Annotated in this window: 12 protein-coding genes, 2 tRNA genes and 1 pseudogene; all 15 read left to right on the forward strand. The window is 64.9% G+C overall.

Annotated features, from left to right (window positions below):
* Positions 1-12: 12 nt before the first annotated feature.
* Positions 13-1,473, forward strand: a complete 1,461-nt coding sequence (gene nuoN / locus QE395_RS06015) for an NADH-quinone oxidoreductase subunit NuoN (protein ID WP_068854715.1) — start codon at positions 13-15, stop codon at positions 1,471-1,473.
* Between the two features lie 108 nt (positions 1,474-1,581).
* Positions 1,582-1,658, forward strand: a tRNA-Met gene (locus tag QE395_RS06020).
* Positions 1,659-1,871: 213 nt separating this feature from the next.
* Positions 1,872-2,669, forward strand: a complete 798-nt coding sequence (locus tag QE395_RS06025) for an RHS repeat-associated core domain-containing protein (protein ID WP_306987966.1) — start codon at positions 1,872-1,874, stop codon at positions 2,667-2,669.
* Positions 2,666-3,532: an RHS repeat-associated core domain-containing protein gene (locus QE395_RS06030; RefSeq protein ID WP_306987969.1), complete on the forward strand. Its 867-nt coding sequence runs from the start codon at positions 2,666-2,668 to the stop codon at positions 3,530-3,532. The genes QE395_RS06025 and QE395_RS06030 overlap by 4 nt, the downstream gene beginning before the upstream one ends.
* A gap of 11 nt (positions 3,533-3,543) precedes the next feature.
* Complete coding sequence (locus QE395_RS06035) at positions 3,544-4,419, forward strand: RHS repeat-associated core domain-containing protein (protein WP_306987971.1); 876 nt, start codon at positions 3,544-3,546, stop codon at positions 4,417-4,419.
* A 111-nt stretch (positions 4,420-4,530) separates the two neighbouring features.
* Complete coding sequence (locus tag QE395_RS06040; RefSeq protein ID WP_306987972.1) at positions 4,531-5,415, forward strand: RHS repeat-associated core domain-containing protein; 885 nt, start codon at positions 4,531-4,533, stop codon at positions 5,413-5,415.
* A gap of 83 nt (positions 5,416-5,498) precedes the next feature.
* Positions 5,499-5,575, forward strand: a tRNA-Met gene (locus QE395_RS06045).
* Between the two features lie 431 nt (positions 5,576-6,006).
* Positions 6,007-6,597, forward strand: a complete 591-nt coding sequence (rimP, locus tag QE395_RS06050; protein ID WP_176472586.1) for a ribosome maturation factor RimP — start codon at positions 6,007-6,009, stop codon at positions 6,595-6,597.
* Positions 6,598-6,604: 7 nt separating this feature from the next.
* Positions 6,605-8,116: a transcription termination factor NusA gene (nusA, locus tag QE395_RS06055; protein ID WP_068853387.1), complete on the forward strand. Its 1,512-nt coding sequence runs from the start codon at positions 6,605-6,607 to the stop codon at positions 8,114-8,116.
* A gap of 95 nt (positions 8,117-8,211) precedes the next feature.
* Positions 8,212-10,848 carry a translation initiation factor IF-2 gene (infB, locus tag QE395_RS06060; RefSeq protein ID WP_095362864.1) on the forward strand — a complete coding sequence of 879 codons (2,637 nt, stop codon included), beginning with the start codon at positions 8,212-8,214 and terminating at the stop codon, positions 10,846-10,848.
* A 61-nt stretch (positions 10,849-10,909) separates the two neighbouring features.
* Positions 10,910-11,317 (forward strand): 30S ribosome-binding factor RbfA, encoded by a 408-nt coding sequence (gene rbfA / locus QE395_RS06065; protein ID WP_068853383.1) that lies wholly within the window; start codon positions 10,910-10,912, stop codon positions 11,315-11,317.
* 75 nt (positions 11,318-11,392) lie between these two features.
* Positions 11,393-12,302: pseudogene (truB, locus tag QE395_RS06070) on the forward strand (tRNA pseudouridine(55) synthase TruB).
* Between the two features lie 162 nt (positions 12,303-12,464).
* A complete protein-coding gene (rpsO, locus tag QE395_RS06075) occupies positions 12,465-12,725 on the forward strand; it encodes a 30S ribosomal protein S15 (RefSeq protein ID WP_068853379.1) in 261 nt (86 codons plus the stop codon).
* Positions 12,726-12,875: 150 nt separating this feature from the next.
* Positions 12,876-14,984: a polyribonucleotide nucleotidyltransferase gene (gene pnp / locus QE395_RS06080; RefSeq protein WP_068853377.1), complete on the forward strand. Its 2,109-nt coding sequence runs from the start codon at positions 12,876-12,878 to the stop codon at positions 14,982-14,984.
* 210 nt (positions 14,985-15,194) lie between these two features.
* Complete coding sequence (locus tag QE395_RS06085; RefSeq protein ID WP_306987975.1) at positions 15,195-16,367, forward strand: glycoside hydrolase family 18 protein; 1,173 nt, start codon at positions 15,195-15,197, stop codon at positions 16,365-16,367.
* Positions 16,368-16,452 lie beyond the last annotated feature (85 nt).

Genomic DNA, 16,452 nt, shown 5'->3' on the forward strand with positions numbered 1-16,452 from the left:
CAGGATTTGATGATGACCACCTCGCCGCTGTTGCCACTGACCGCCGCTGACCTGCCGCCGCTCGCTCCGGAGCTGGTGCTGATCGGCAGCGCGTTCACCCTGTTGATCCTCGATCTGTTCATCAGCAAGCAGAACAAGATCTGGACCCACCTGTTCTCGGTCGCTGCACTGGCGGTCGTGCTGTTCATGCTCGCCACCGGCGTGGGCGGGCAGGGCGAGGTCTTCCACGGCATGTTCGTCCGCGATACCGCAGCCGACGTCATGAAGGCCGTGATCGTGCTCTGCAGCGGCCTGACCCTGGTCTATGGCTGGAGCTACCTGCGCGAACGCGATCTGTTCCAGGGCGAAATCCCGGTACTGATCCTGTTCGCCACCTCCGGCATGATGATCCTGGTCTCGGCCGGCAGCCTGCTGATGGTGTACCTGGGCCTGGAACTGCTGGCGCTGTGCTCCTATGCGCTGGTCGCCAGCAACCGTGACAACGGCCTGGCCACCGAAGCGGCGATGAAGTACATCGTGCTGGGTTCGCTGGCCTCTGGCCTGCTGTTGTACGGCATGTCTCTGGTGTACGGCGCCACCGGCTCGCTGCACCTGGATGCCATCAACGCTGCCATCCCGAACTCCGACGAGAAGATGCTGCTGCTGACCGGCGCGGTGTTCATGATCGCCGGCGTGGCCTTCAAGCTGGGTGCGGCGCCGTTCCACATGTGGCTGCCCGACGTGTACCAGGGTGCCCCGGCACCGGTCGCGCTGTTCATCAGCTCGGCCCCGAAGCTGGCCGCGTTCGGCATGGCCTACCGCCTGCTGGAAGTGGGCGTGGGCCCGCTGTCGGACGAATGGAAGTACCTGATTGGTGGCCTGGCCGCGCTGTCGCTGGTGGTCGGCAACCTGATGGCGATCGCGCAGAGCAACCTCAAGCGCATGCTGGCGTACTCGACCGTGTCGCACATCGGCTTCCTGCTGCTCGGCATCGCCGGTGGCGGCGAGCGGGGCTACGCCGCCGCGCTGTTCTACGCGCTGAGCTACGCGATCATGTCCACTGCCGGTTTCGGCGCGATCATCGCGCTGTCGCGCAACGGCTTCGAAGCCGAGAAGATCGATGACCTGAAGGGCCTGAACGCCCGCAACCCGTGGATGGCGGGCCTGGTCCTGTGCATCATGGCGTCCATGGCCGGCATTCCGCCGTTCCTGGGCTTCTGGACCAAGCTGGCGGTGCTGGGCGCGGCCATCAACGGCGGCATGCTGTGGCTGGCCATCCTGGGTGTCATCTGTGCGGTGATCGGTTGCTTCTACTACCTGCGCGTCATCAAGGTCATGTACTTCGATGAGCCGGTGGGCGAGCCGCTGCCGGCCAACAATGACCGCGTGCTGGGCGTGGTGCTGGGCGTGAATGCCCTGGCGCTGCTGGCGCTCGGCCTGGCCTGGAACCCGATCATGGTGTGGTGCCAGCAGGCTTTTGCGCATCTCGCCTGAAAAACGATACAAAGCTGCGCAATTAGTGTAATATTCGTTTCCTGAGTTGTTGATGCAGCGGTTTCGCCAGAACATCGTTGCGGTACGGATCAACTCAACCACTTCTGCTGCGGGGTGGAGCAGTCTGGCAGCTCGTCGGGCTCATAACCCGAAGGTCGCAGGTTCAAATCCTGCCCCCGCTACCAAATAGCCCCGGTGCATGCCGGCGGCAGTGGACAAAAAAGCGATCCCGGCAACGGGGTCGCTTTTTTGTTGGGTGGTGCAGGGCAGGGGCGGCGGGGCAGAGCCCCGCTCTACACGCCCTTTTAATTGCGGTGGGCGTATTTCGTGGGCTTGTCGGGGGACACACGCATAAGTCGGCTCACAGGCCAGGGGTGACCGTGTCCTCATCGTCTTCCATGCTTGGCTATAACGGGGTTTTGCATGAGGCGCCCGGGTCCTGGCAGATCCTCGGCAATGGGTACCGCGTGTACAACCCGGTGCTGATGCGGTTTCACAGTCCCGACGACATGAGCCCATTCGGAAAGGGTGGCCTCAACGCCTACGGCTATTGCCAGCTCGATCCGATCAACCAGGTGGACCCCAGTGGCCATTGGTCGCTCAACGTGTTCGCCGCCAATCTTCTTGGCTTCAGGTTGAGGACACCGCTGGTCGCCCTGGTCGTCGCCGCAACAGCGGGGGCGCTTTCCGCTGTCGGCCTTGCAGCGGCGTCAAAGAACGATACCCAGCGGGTACTGACGATTGCCGCAGCGGTCATGTTCGCCGGAATGAGCCTCAAGCTGGGTCATCACGCCTGGGTCAAGCGCAAGCCTGCTGCGGCGACCCCGGTCGGCGCGCCGGCGGCCACACCCGTGCCCACACCACTCACGGCGTCGGCGCCCCCCATCACACCGCCGACCCCGACGGCACCGGCCGTGCCCAGCCCGCACTCGACACCTCTGCGGTTGGGTTCGCCTACCCCGTCCCGCCGTTCGTCGTCGTCGCCGTATTCGCCGCCGAAGGGTGCGACCCATCGTGCTCAGCCGCAGGTTCGGGGGGCGAACCGTGCGGACCTGCCGGTACCCCGGCCCTCCTTCTCGCCGACGGGTTTACGTCAACCGCGCACCCTGCCCGCCGCTTCCCCCAGGGTGCGCTCGGCGAGCATCAGGTCAGGGGCGGCGAGGTGGGAAGAAGCGACCACGCCACATTGGGTATGACCGCATCGCGTGCCCCTTCCTGTGCCGGCGGCGGCCAGCAGGGCCTCGCAGCCAAGCGGGAGGAGCGGACCGGTCCGGGCTACAACGGCCAGTTGCACGAGCCGGGCCGTTGCTGGCAGTTTCTGGGCAATGGTTACCGCGTCTACAACCCGCGGCTGGGGCGCTTCCATAGTCCCGACGACAGCAGCCCCTTCGGCCGTGGTGGGCTGAACGCCTATGCCTATTGCGCTGGCGATCCGATCAACCATGCCGATCCCACTGGCCACTTCCTGATGCCGATCGCGACGTTACTCGGAGGTGGCGCGGTGGCGTTGTTCGGCGCGGCCGGTGCAGTCGCCATCACCGGCGACAGCAAAAGTGCAAAGTTCCTGGCCGTGCTGGGAGGCGCCTTTGCTGTCGCGGCGCTGGCGGCGCTCGGCGCTCGCGCCTTCGTCCGCAGGCAATCGAGCTCGCGCCTGGGAGAGGTGCGCATCCACCGCGGAAAGAACAAGGACTGGCTCGACGTCCATGGAAGTTCCAACGGGTCCCTGGTCGGCAACACGCCCATGGACGGGACCGAAATGACCGCGTATCTCAGGTCGAAGGGGCTGGGCGACAAACCGCTGATCTATCTGTCGTGCAACTCGGGAACCGGGCCGGCGCCGCAGGCGCAGGTGGTGGCCGATGGCCTGGGGCAGCCGGTCATCGGCTTCGTGGGCCCGGTCGCAGGCAATGCGTTCACCCACAGGCCCATGGGCGTGTACCACGCCAGGGTGTTCCATCCCCAGACCGGACTTGCACGGGTCAACACGGCCATCCGCAATACCGCGCTGAACCGGAGAACCCGGGCGGGCGTGATGCAGCGCATGTCGGGCTTGCGGTGAGGCATGCGGCAATGTCGCTGGGCTTTCACGGTGAACTGCATGGCGCCGGTACGCAGTGGCAGATCCTGGGTAACGGGTATCGCATGTACAGTCCCGTTTTGAGGCGGTTCCATCGCCCGGACAGTCTGAGTCCGTTTGCAGAAGGGGGCCTCAATGCCTATGCCGCGTTCGGCGGCGATCCCATCAACCTGGCCGACCCCAGCGGTCATTTCGCACAGCTCGTGGTCGGCGCAGCCGTGTTGGCGGGCGCTGGGGCTCTGGTGGGCTCGGCCGCGGCCGGGACGAAGGGGAAGGGCACCACGGCGGGTATCCTGGCCGCCGTTGCGCTGGGCGTGGGCGTGGCGGCAGGAGGAATGCACATGCTGCGGGCGTCCTCGCGCGTGACCGCAGTCGGCGTGCCCCCAGCCACGCCACCGGTGCCAACCGTGCAGCCCGGCCGGACCGTGCGCATCGGCGAGTTGCGCTTTGCCTCGGGAGCGCGCGGCGATGAACTGGTCGCCCATGGGCTTCCCTTCGCCACCGGCTCCACGGGTGCGGTGAGCGGGCACGCGCTGGGCCGGCAGGTGAGCACGGCGGTGGGCCCAGGCTATCGCTTCAAACCGATCAACATGCTGTCCTGCTACTCCGCCGTCGGCGGACGCTATGCGTCGCAGGCGCAGCGGTTGGCCAACAAACTCAACGTTCCGGTCAGGGGATACAGGGGGCGCACCCATGGAATGCAGGCGCGGAACTCCAATGCAGGTCCCGACGACCACATATCCACCGTGTTCCGGCCGCAGACCGGCGTCGCCAGGAAGGTCACCTCGGTGCTCAACACCGCGCTGCACCCGGTCGGTCGGGGCATGCGTGTGGTTGTCCGTGCGGCGCAGGCAGTGCGGTCTCGCTGAGGCTGCAATGGGCCGGGGAGAGGTCATCACCACGTTTTAATTCTGCCGGACCAATGATCGGCGCGTCGGGGGACACAATCCTGGTGCGGACCGCGCGCCGAAGGGGGTTCCATGCCGTCACTTGCCAGCACCGCGCCACGCGCCAGCCGCCACGAGGACAGCCGCGGCTGGCTGGGTTACAACGGCCAGCTGCACGAGCCGGGCGCAGCCTGGCAGTTCCTGGGCAATGGTTATCGCATCTACAACCCGGTGCTGATGCGCTTTCACAGCCCTGACAGCCTGAGCCCTTTTGGAAAGGGCGGCATCAATCCTTACTCCTACGTGATCGGTGATCCGGTCAACAACGCGGATCCCAGTGGTCACATGCTGCTTCCCATTGCAGGGTTGCTGGCGGCGGGAACGATAGCGATGGTGGGAACGGCGATAGTCGCTGGCCTGAAGGGGCAGAAGCCAAGTGCGATGCTTCTCGGCGTGCTTGCCGGGGCTCTCGCCATCGGCACCGCAGGAACGCTGGGCATGCATGCCATGCGCAGTGCACGCTTGGCGCGCGCCTCACGCGTGCAGGTCCCTTACAAGACGCTTGGCCCGGGTGAAGTGATGGTCTGGAGAGGCCCCAAGTTCGATACCGTGCGCATCCATGGTGATCCGGCTACGTCGGAGTGGGGAGGCAGAATCCTTAACGGTGTGGAGCTGGCGCACACGGTGAAAGCCGCAGGGACTGGACGTTTGCGACAGAAGGACATTCACTTGCAGTCCTGCTACGGCGCCGTTGGGGGAAAGGCCTCTCAAGGGCAGGTGCTGGCCGATACGCTGGGCGTCGAAGTGACTGCCCATCTGGGCAGGGTCAACAGCAAGCCTGGAAGCAGGATGTTGACCACAGCGAGCGACACAGTGCTGTTCAAGCCTCAGACGGGCGCCGCCAAGAGGGCCTCAGCCATCCGGAACCGGCGAATGAACCAAGAAGTCGCGGATTGGTACCGGCAGTACAATCAGTGACATTGGCTGAACTGCGCCATCCCGTCGTGTTCGTGTCGACCAGTTGCATTGCGGATAACTATTCATTACAATTCCGCTTCTGCTGCGGGGTGGAGCAGTCTGGCAGCTCGTCGGGCTCATAACCCGAAGGTCGCAGGTTCAAATCCTGCCCCCGCTACCACAGAAAATCTGCAGTGCAGATGCAGTAGACGAAAAGGCGATCCTGGCAACGGGGTCGCTTTTTTCGTTGGGACGGGCAGAGGCATCAACGAAGCTGAATGCAGGGGCGGATCCGGCCATCTGGCGCCCGCGCCCGTTGCACCAGCGCGGTGCAACCGCTATCATCCACGGCTTAGCGGACTACCTGACTGGACCCATTCCCTGGAATGCGGACCGTCCCGCGACCGGCTTCCGGGCCGTGCGACTTCCCCTCAGGTAGTCGTGACCCCCCGGAAGGCTGGGCTCGCAGCTTCACGCACCGCGCGTGATCTGCAACCGGAATCCAGCATGACCGGAGTCGTACCGGACAAGGGGCCCAGCGGGCCCTTTGTTGTTTCCGGGCCCCAGGCCGTGCGCCGGGGCAGCACCTCTTTCAACGAACCAAGGCAGACTGTGAGCGACAAGGCAACCGAAATCGCGAATCTGCTCGCCCCCACCGTTCAGTCGCTGGGTCTCGAGCTGCTGGGTGTGGAGTACCTGACCGCCCCGGGCGGCGCAACGCTGCGCCTCTATATCGACGTGCCGCTGGCAGAACAGCCCGAGCGTGTCGTCAACATCGACGACTGCGAACGCGTGAGCCGCGAAGTGTCGGCCCAGCTGGACGTGGAAGACCCGATCACTGCCAACTACACGCTGGAAGTGTCCTCGCCCGGCGTGGATCGTCCGCTGTTCACCTTCGACCATTTCGAACGTGCGGTGGGCGAGTCGGCCAAGGTCACCCTGAAGCTGCCGCAGGACGGCCGTCGTCGCCTGCAGGGCGAAATCCTCGGCGTCGATGCCGAGCAGAAGACCGTCACCTTCAAGGTCGACAATTCCCCGTTTACCGCCGACGTCGAGAATATCGAGAAGGCACGCATCATGCCGGACTGGGCCGCCCTCGGCCTGGCTCCGACCAAACCGACTGGCCCGGCACCCAAGCAGGGTGGCAAGGCGAACAAGAAACCATCCAACGAGCCGGCGGCCAAGAAGCCGCGCGCGGAGTGAGCCAACAATGAGCAAGGAACTTTTGCTGGTAGTGGATGCGGTCGCCAATGAAAAGGGCGTTCCGCGTGAAGTGATCTTCGATGCGATCGAAGCAGCACTGGCGTCGGCCGCGAAGAAGCGCTATCCCGATGAGGAAGTGCTGGCGCGCGTGTCGATCGACCACAAGGACGGCACCTACGAAACCTTCCGCCGCTGGGAAGTGGTGGCCGATGACGTGGTGATGGAATCGCCCGACCGCCAGGTTCGTCTGATGGATGCCATCGACGAAGCCGAAGGCGTGGAAGTGGGCGATTACATCGAAGAGCAGATCGAAAACCCGGACTTCGGCCGCATCGCGGCGCAGGCCGCCAAGCAGGTGATCGTCCAGCGCGTGCGCGAAGCCGAACGCCAGCAGGTGGTCGATGCGTGGAAGGACCGCGTGGGCGAGCTGGTCACCGGCGTGGTCAAGCGCGCCGAGCGCGGCAACATCTACGTAGACCTGGGCGGCAACGCCGAGGCCTTCATCCCGAAGGACAAGGGCATTCCGCGCGACGTGCTGCGCGCTGGCGACCGCGTGCGCGGTTACCTGGCCGAAGTCCGTTCGGAACCGCGTGGCCCGCAGCTGTTCATCAGCCGCGCCGCCCCGGAATTCATGATCGAGCTGTTCAAGCTCGAAGTGCCGGAAGTGGGCCAGGGCCTGGTCGAGATCAAGGCCTGTGCCCGCGATCCGGGCGACCGCGCCAAGATCGCCGTGCTGGCTCACGATGCGCGTACCGATCCGATCGGTGCCTGCATCGGCATGCGCGGTTCGCGTGTGCAGGCGGTGTCCAACGAGCTCAATGGCGAGCGCGTGGATATCGTGCTGTGGAACGACAACCCCGCCAACTTCGTCATCAATGCGATGGCGCCGGCGGAAGTGCAGTCCATCATCGTTGATGAAGACAAGCACTCCATGGACCTGGCCGTCGCTGAAGAGCGCCTGGCCCAGGCGATCGGCAAGGGCGGCCAGAACGTGCGCCTGGCCAGCCGCCTGACCGGTTGGCAGCTCAATGTTATGACCCAGGACCAGGTGACCGCCAAGTCCGAGGCAGAGCAGGGCGTTGCCCGCCAGCTGTTCATGGACAAGCTGGAAGTGGATGAAGAAATCGCCGCCATCCTGGTGACCGAAGGCTTCAACACCGTGGAAGAAATCGCCTACGTCCCGGTCGGCGAACTGCTGGCCGTGGAAGGCTTCGACGAAGACATCGTCGAAGAGCTGCGTGCCCGTGCCCGCGATGCGCTGCTCAACGAAGCGCTTGCGGTGGAAGAGGGTCTGGAAGATGGTTCGCCGTCCGAAGACCTGCTCGCCCTGGAAGGCATGGACGAGGCAACCGCCTACGCCCTGGCCGGCCACGGTGTGCGTACGAGTGAGGACCTGTCGGACCTGGCCGCCGATGAGATCCTCGAGTTCGGTATCGAGGACATGGACCAGGAGCGCGCCGCCGCCCTGATCCTTGCCGCCCGAGCCGAGGAGATCGCCCGCCTGGAGCGCGGCGAATGAGCCAGCGATGAACAGTGCCCTGACCCGATCAGGGCTTAGACTCCGCGCTGCCTTCGCCCGTTTCGGAGGAGCGCCAACCAGATCATAGGATCCGAATGTCGCAGCAAACCACCATCCGCAAGCTTGCCGAACTGGTCAATACGCCGGTCGAAAAACTGCTTGAACAGCTTGCCGAAGCCGGCATGAAGTTCAGCGGTCCCGACCAGGTCGTGACCAGCACCGAGAAGGTGAAGCTCCTGGGCTTCCTTCGTCGTTCGCATGGCAAGACCGAGCAGCCCGTCGAAAGTGCCGACGAAGCTGCAAAGAAGATCACCCTCAACCGTCGCAAGTTGCAGGAAGTGACCGTCAGCGCCGGCCGCAGCAAGACCACCGTCAATGTTGAAGTGCGCCAGAAGCGTACCTACACCAAGGACGCCAGTGGCAAGGCGATGACGCCGGATGAGGAGCGCGCCGACATCCTGCGCAAGCTGGAGGAATCCCGCCAGCGCAATCTGGACGAGCAGCGTGCACTGGCCGAGAAGGACCGTGCGCGCGATGAGGAAATCGCACGCAAGCGCCAGGAAGAGATCGACGCCAAGGAACGCGCCGAAGCCGAGCGCAAGGCTGCCGAAGCCGCTGCGGAAGCGGCGAAGAACGCCCCGCCGGCACCGGTAGCGGCGCCGCGCCCGGCCGCCAGCGAAGCGCCGGCCCGTGCCGCGCGTCCGTCTGCGCCGGCACCGGCACGTCCGGCCGCACGTGCGGACGACCGCAACTCGAACAACAACAACCGCCCGGGCGCCAAGCGCGACGACGATGGTGGCAACCGCTTTGCCGGTCAGCTGCACCTGTCGGCCGCTGATCGCGCGCGCCGTGGCAACAACAGCAACTCGCGTGGCCGCCCGACCGGTCGCACCCAGCACGGCGGCCGCCGTGACAGCAACCAGTCGCGCAGTGGCGGTGGTGCCCATGGTTTCGAACGTCCGGTCGCACCGATCGTGCGTGACGTCACCATTGGCGACACCATCACCGTGGCCGACCTGGCCCAGAAGCTGGCCGTGAAGGGCGGCGATGTGGTCAAGGCGCTGTTCAAGATGGGCGTGATGGCCACCATCACGCAGACCATCGACCACGACACCGCCGCGCTGGTGACCGAAGAACTCGGCCACAACGTGATCCGTGCCAACACCAACGACGCCGAAGACGCGCTGCTGGCGTTGAACGAAGGCGAGCAGGGCGAAGCCGTTGCGCGTCCGCCGGTGGTCACCATCATGGGCCACGTCGACCACGGCAAGACCTCGCTGCTGGATTACATCCGCCGCACCAAGGTGGCCACCGGCGAAGCCGGCGGCATCACCCAGCACATCGGTGCGTACCACGTTGAAACGCCCAAGGGCGTCATCAGCTTCCTGGATACCCCGGGCCACGCCGCGTTTACCTCGATGCGTGCCCGCGGTGCCAAGCTGACCGACATCGTGGTGCTGGTGGTGGCTGCTGACGACGGCGTCATGCCGCAGACCAAGGAAGCGATCCAGCACGCCCGCTCGGCGGGTGTGCCGCTGATCGTGGCGATCAACAAGATGGACAAGTCCGGCGCGGACCCGATGCGGGTCAAGAACGAACTGCTCACCGAGCAGGTCGTGGCCGAAGACTTCGGTGGCGACACCCAGATGGTGGAGATCTCGGCCAAGGCTGGCATGGGCATCGACGAACTGCTGGACGCCATCTCGATCCAGGCCGAACTGCTGGAACTGAAGGCCGTGGCCGATGGCCGCGCCAGCGGCGTGGTCATCGAGTCCTCGCTGGACAAGGGCCGTGGCCCGATCGCCACCGTGCTGGTGCAGCAGGGTTCGCTGAAGAAGGGCGACTACCTGGTCTGCGGCATCCAGTACGGCCGCGTGCGCGCACTGTTCGATGAGACCGGCAAGCAGCCCGACCAGGCTGGCCCGTCCATCCCGGTGCAGGTGCTGGGTCTGTCCGGCGTGCCGGATGCGGGCGATGACTTCGTGGTGGTCGAGGACGAGCGCCTGGCCAAGGACGTCGCGCAGCAGCGCGAAACCAAGCGCCGTGAATCGCGCCTGGTGCAGTCGGCCGGCAGCCGCATGGAAGACATCATGGCAACCCTGGGCAAGGGCGATGGCCAGCAGGTGCTGAACCTGGTGATCAAGGCCGACGTGCAGGGTTCGGTGCAGGCGCTGAGCCAGGCACTGGTCGCGCTGTCCAACGACGACATCCGCATCAACGTGATCCACTCCGGCGTGGGTGGCATCACCGAATCCGACGCCAACTCGGCCGTGGCTTCCAAGGCCACTGTCATCGGCTTCAACGTGCGTGCGGATGCTTCGGCCCGTCGCATCATTGAATCCAACGGCGTGGACCTGCGTTACTTCTCGATCATCTATGACGTGATCGATCAGGTGAAGCAGGTGGCATCCGGCCTCCTCGGCGTGGAAATCCGCGAAGAGATCATCGGTATCGCCCAGGTCCGCGACGTGTTCCGCAGCTCCAAGTTCGGTGCCGTGGCCGGCTGTATGGTCATCGAAGGTACGGTCAAGCGCAGCAAGCCGATCCGCGTCCTGCGCGACAGCGTGGTGGTGTTCGAAGGCGAGCTGGAATCGCTGCGTCGCTTCAAGGAGAACGTCGACGAAGTCCGCAACGGTACCGAATGCGGTATCGGCGTGAAGGCTTACAACGATGTGAAGCCGGGCGACCAGATCGAGTGCTTCGAGCGTATCGAAGTGCCGCGCACCCTGTAATGTAAAAGAGGGCCCGACCAGACGGTCGGGCCCTACCAATTCGAATACTGAAGAGTTCCCTGTGCCGAAAACCTTCCATCGAACCGACCGTGTTTCCGCCCAGATCCGCCGTGAGCTGGGTACGCTCGTGCATAACCTCGTGCGTGTACACGGCTTGCCCTCGGTGAGCGTTTCCGACGTCGAAGTCACCCGTGACATGGCCCATGCCAAGATCTTCGTCACCGCTTTGATGCCGGAACGTTCGGCCGAAGCGATGAAGGGGCTCAAGGAGCTGGCCTGGGAGCTGCGCATGGACCTGGCCAAGGCCATGAAGCTGCGCCACGTGCCGGAGCTGCACTTCCACTACGACGATTCGGTCGACCGTGGCGAGCACATCGACAACCTCCTGCGCGACCTGCCCGACACGCTCGCGGCCGAAAAGAGCCGCAACGCCAAAGACGGCGACGACGGCGAAGACAAACCCGAATAAACCAACAGCCCGCAAGGGCTGTTGTCCTGTATGGCCCGCCCTGCGTGCCTGCACGACCAATCCCGGCGAAACACCATGACCCGAATCACCTTCCGTCGCCTGGACGGCATCCTCCTGCTCGACAAGCCCACCGGCATGAGCTCCAACGCCGCGCTGCAGGTGGCCCGCCGCCTGTTCCGTGCCGAGAAGGGCGGCCACACCGGCAGCCTGGACCCGCTGGCCACCGGTCTGTTGCCGCTGTGCTTCGGTGAAGCCACCAAGATCGCCGGCCTGCTGCTGGGCGCGGCCAAGGCCTATGACGCCGACATCGTGCTGGGCCAGACCACCGATACCGACGATGCCGACGGCAGCGTGCTGCTGGAGCGCGCGGTACCGTCGATCAGCCGCGACCACGCTTGAAGTGGCCCTGGCCCCCCTGAAGGGCCGGATACGTCAGCGCGCCCCGATTTTCTCGGCGCTCAAGCAGGGGGGTGAACCGCTGTACCTGAAGGCCCGCCGGGGCGAGACCATCGACGCGCCCGAACGCGATGTGGAGGTCCATGGCATCGAGGTCCTGGACCAGGAGCCGACCCGGCTGTCGCTGCGCGTGACCTGCGGTTCAGGCACCTACATCCGCAGCCTGGCCCGCGACCTGGGCGAAGCGCTGGGCTGTGGTGCGCACATTGCCGGCCTGCGCCGGCTCTGGGTGGACCCGTTCCGCGACGCCCCCATGGTCAGCCTGGACACCCTGCGCGCCTTGGCGGAGCAGGGCGATGAGGCTGCCATGGAGGCACTGCTGCTGCCGTTGGCGGCCGGCTTGGCCGACTATCCTCGGGTCGATCTGGATGCTGAACAGGCGCCGCGCTTCTGCGTGGGCCAGCGCCTGCGCGATCCGGCCTGGCCGCCCGGTACCGTGGCCGTGTATGGCCCGGAGGACCGGATCCAGGGGCTTGGCGAGGTCGACCCGACCGGCCGGCTGTCCCCCCAGCGCCGCTTCAACCTCTGACCCGGACCCACCCGGCGCTTGTCCCGGGAGGCCGCGACCGTTACAATTTCGCGGCCTTTTCAGGCTTTCCCGCGTCTGCGGGTTCATCCTTTCGTTAACGGCGAGTCGCGCGGTACGCCAATGGGGCGTTTCTGCGGGCCACGCATCCAAGAGAAAACAGATATGTCGATCGACACCCAGAAGGTCATTGAAGACAACAAGCGCAGCTCGGCCGATACCGGCTCCCCGGAAGTCCAGGTTGCCCTGCTCACCGCCCGCATCGAACTGCTGACCGGCCACTTCAAGACCCACAAGAAGGATCACCACAGCCGTCGCGGTCTGCTGCAGATGGTCAACCGCCGCCGCAGCCTGCTGGACTACCTGAAGAAGAAAGACGCCGTTCGTTACAAGGCCCTGATCGAAAAGCTCGGCCTGCGTCGCTAAGCAAGAATCCCGACCGCGGCGCAGGAATGCGCCGCGGTTTTGTTTTGGTAGTACCGCATCAAACGCCAGGACCGGACTTCCGGTCACCCGTCGGCGGCAAGGGTCGCCCGCGGTCCATTCGAAGACAGCATTTCCCCAAGGACATCCCCCGTGGCAAAAATCACCAAAACCTTCCAGTACGGCAAGCACACCGTCACGCTTGAAACCGGCGAAATCGCCCGTCAGGCCGGTGGCGCCGTCATCGTCAAGTTCGACGACACCGTGCTGCTGGTCTCCGCCGTGGCTGCCAAGAGCGCGCGTGAGGGCCAGGACTTCTTCCCGCTGACCTGTGATTACCAGGAGAAGTTCTACGCCGGTGGCCGTATCCCGGGTGGCTTCTTCAAGCGCGAAGGCCGTGCGACCGAAAAGGAAACGCTGATCTCGCGCCTGATCGATCGTCCGATCCGTCCGCTGTTCCCGGAAGACTACAAGAACGAAGTGCAGATCATCGCCACGGTCATGTCGCTGAACCCGGACATCGACGGCGACATCGCCGCGCTGATCGGCGCCTCGGCTGCGCTGTCGCTGGCCGGTACCCCGTTCAAGGGTCCGATCGCCGCTGCCAAGGTGGGTTACAAGAACGGTGAGTACATCCTCAACCCGACCGTGACCGAACTGAAGGATTCGGAGCTGGAACTGGTTGTGGCCGGTACCGCCAACGCCGTGCTGATGGTTGAATCCGAAGCCGCGCTGCTTTCCGAAGACGTGATGCTGGGCGCCGTGACCTTCGGTCACCGCGAAATGCAGAAGGTCATCAACGCCATCAACGAGCTGACCGTGGAAGCCGGCACCAAGCCGTCGACCTGGGTCGCCCCGGCCAAGAACGACGTGCTGATCAGCGCCCTGCAGGAAGCCATCGGCCCGCGCCTGGGCGAAGCCTTCCAGGTGCGCGACAAGCTGCAGCGCCGTGACGCCATCTCGGCGATCAAGAAGGACGTGGTCGAGTCGCTGGCAGGCCGCGTGGCCGCTGAAGGCTGGAACCCGGCCGAGCTGTCGAAGGAATTCGGCGAGCTGGAATACAGCACCATGCGCAACTCGGTGCTCGACACCAAGGTCCGCATCGACGGTCGCGCGCTGGACACCGTCCGCCCGATCGCCGTCAAGACCGGCATCCTGCCGCGCGTGCACGGCTCCTCGCTGTTCACCCGTGGTGAGACCCAGGCCATCGTGACCATCACGCTGGGTACCGCCCGCGACGGCCAGGTGATCGACGCCGTGTCCGGTGAGTACAAGGACAACTTCCTGTTCCATTACAACTTCCCCCCGTACTCGGTGGGTGAGACCGGCCGCATGATGGGCCCGAAGCGTCGCGAAATCGGCCACGGCCGCCTCGCCAAGCGCGGCGTGCTGGCAGTGATGCCGTCGCTGGAAGCCTTCCCGTACACCATCCGCGTCGTCTCGGAAATCACCGAGTCGAACGGTTCCTCGTCGATGGCCTCGGTCTGCGGTTCCTCGCTGGCCCTGATGGACGCCGGCGTGCCGGTGAAGTCGCCGGTTGCCGGTATCGCCATGGGCCTGGTCAAGGAAGGCGAGCGCTTCGTCGTCCTGTCCGACATCCTGGGTGACGAAGATCACCTGGGCGACATGGACTTCAAGGTCGCCGGTACCGCTGAGGGCATCTCCGCCCTGCAGATGGACATCAAGATCGAAGGCATCACCGAAGAAATCATGAAGCAGGCACTGCAGCAGGCCAAGGCCGGCCGTCTGCACATCCTGGGTGAAATGGCCCATGGCCTGACCGCTCCGCGCCAGGAGCTGTCGGACTACGCGCCGCGCCTGCTGACCATCAAGATCCACCCGGACAAGATCCGCGAAGTGATCGGCAAGGGTGGTTCCACCATCCAGGCCATCACCAAGGAAACCGGCACCCAGATCGACATCCAGGACGACGGCACCATCGTCATCGCTTCGGTCAATGCCATCGCTGCGCAGGCTGCCAAGGCCCGCATCGAGCAGATCACCTCGGACGTCGAGCCGGGCCGCATCTACGAAGGCAAGGTCGCCAAGATCATGGACTTCGGTGCGTTCGTCACCATCCTGCCGGGCAAGGACGGCCTGGTCCACGTCTCGCAGATCTCCAGCGAGCGCGTCGAGAAGGTCGGCGACAAGCTGAAGGAAGGCGACGTGGTCAAGGTCAAGGTGCTGGAAGTCGACAAGCAGGGCCGCATCCGCCTGTCGATGAAGGCCGTCGAGGAAGGCGAAGGCGCCTCGGCCGAGTAATCGACCGCAACACCAAGGTAGGTGACGACCGTTGGTCGTCACCCCCTGAAAGAAAAACGGGCCTTCGGGCCCGTTTTTTTTGCCTGTCGCAAGTCATTACGTCTCCCATTCGTGGCATCAGAAGGTGTCCGCCGGACAGATTCGCAGGACATCCGGCCATGACGGCCTGCGCCTTGTTAACGTTGGCCCATTCCTTTCCACGGAGTCGCCATGTACCGCCTGTCTGCTTCCCTGCTGGCTACCGCCCTCGCGGTCGCGCTTCCGCTCGCGAGCCTTGCCGCACCGGCCTCGAACGCGGTGATCGGGGCCTACTATCCGGGCGGTTCGGCCGAGCGCTATCCAGTGGCGTCCATTCCGGCCGATACGCTGACCCATCTGTTCTATGCGTTCGCGCGCATCGACGACGGCAAGTGCGTGGTGGACGACGGCGCGGCCGCGCACTTCAAGGCGCTGGCCGCGCTCAAGCGCGAACACCGGCAGCTGCACACCATGATCTCCATCGGTGGCTGGAACGCCGGCGGCTTCTCCGATGCCGCGCTGACGGCACAGAGCCGCGAACGTTTCGTGCGTTCGTGCGTGGCGATGTTCTTCGAGCAGCATCGCGGCAGTTTCGACGGTGTGGATATCGATTGGGAATTCCCGGTCTCCGGCGGCCCACTCGAGATCACTGATCGCCCGCAGGATCGCCGCAACATGACTTTGCTGGTGCAGGAATTCCGCCGCCAGCTTGATGCGCTGGATGGCGGCAAGGGTCCACATCGGCTGCTGACAGCCGCACTGCCGGTCGGCCGCGTGCAGACCGACGGTCCTTACGACCCGGCGCTCAGTTACGAGTTGAAGGAACTGGGCCAGGCGCTCGATTTCATCAACCTGATGAGCTACGACATGGGCACCGGCTTTTCCAAGGTGTCCACCTTCAACGCGCCGCTGCAGGAAGTGCCGCAGGACCCGCTCGCACCGGAGCAGCGCCGCTGGAACAGCGTGGAAGGCGCCGTGCAGTACTACCGCCAGCATGGCGTGCCCAACGACAAGCTGGTGCTGGGCGTGCCGTTCTACGGGCGCGGCTTCAAGGTCACCACCGAATCTGCCGATGGCCTGTACCAGTCCTACAGCGCTCCGTTCGATGCCGGCGACTGGCGCCGCATCAAGCAGGAATTCCTCGACAAGCCCGGCTGGCAGCGGCACTGGCACCCGGTGGCGCAGACACCATGGTTGTACAACGCCGCCGACAAGGTGTTCATCAGCTACGAAGACCCGGACTCGATTCGCCTGCGCGCGGACTACGCCAGGGACCAGAAGCTGCGCGGCGTGTTCACCTGGGAACTGACCGGCGATGACGACCAGGCCAGCCTGTTGAAGGCCATGGCTGCACCGTTCAAGTGAAGCCGGCTACACGCTGAAAGCATGCCGATGGGGGATAGCAGGTAGGGTCGGTTCCCAAACGACTGCCGATAGCGGAGATTGCTCG

Source organism: Stenotrophomonas sp. SORGH_AS_0282, from assembly GCF_030818125.1.
GTDB lineage: Bacteria > Pseudomonadota > Gammaproteobacteria > Xanthomonadales > Xanthomonadaceae > Stenotrophomonas > Stenotrophomonas rhizophila_A.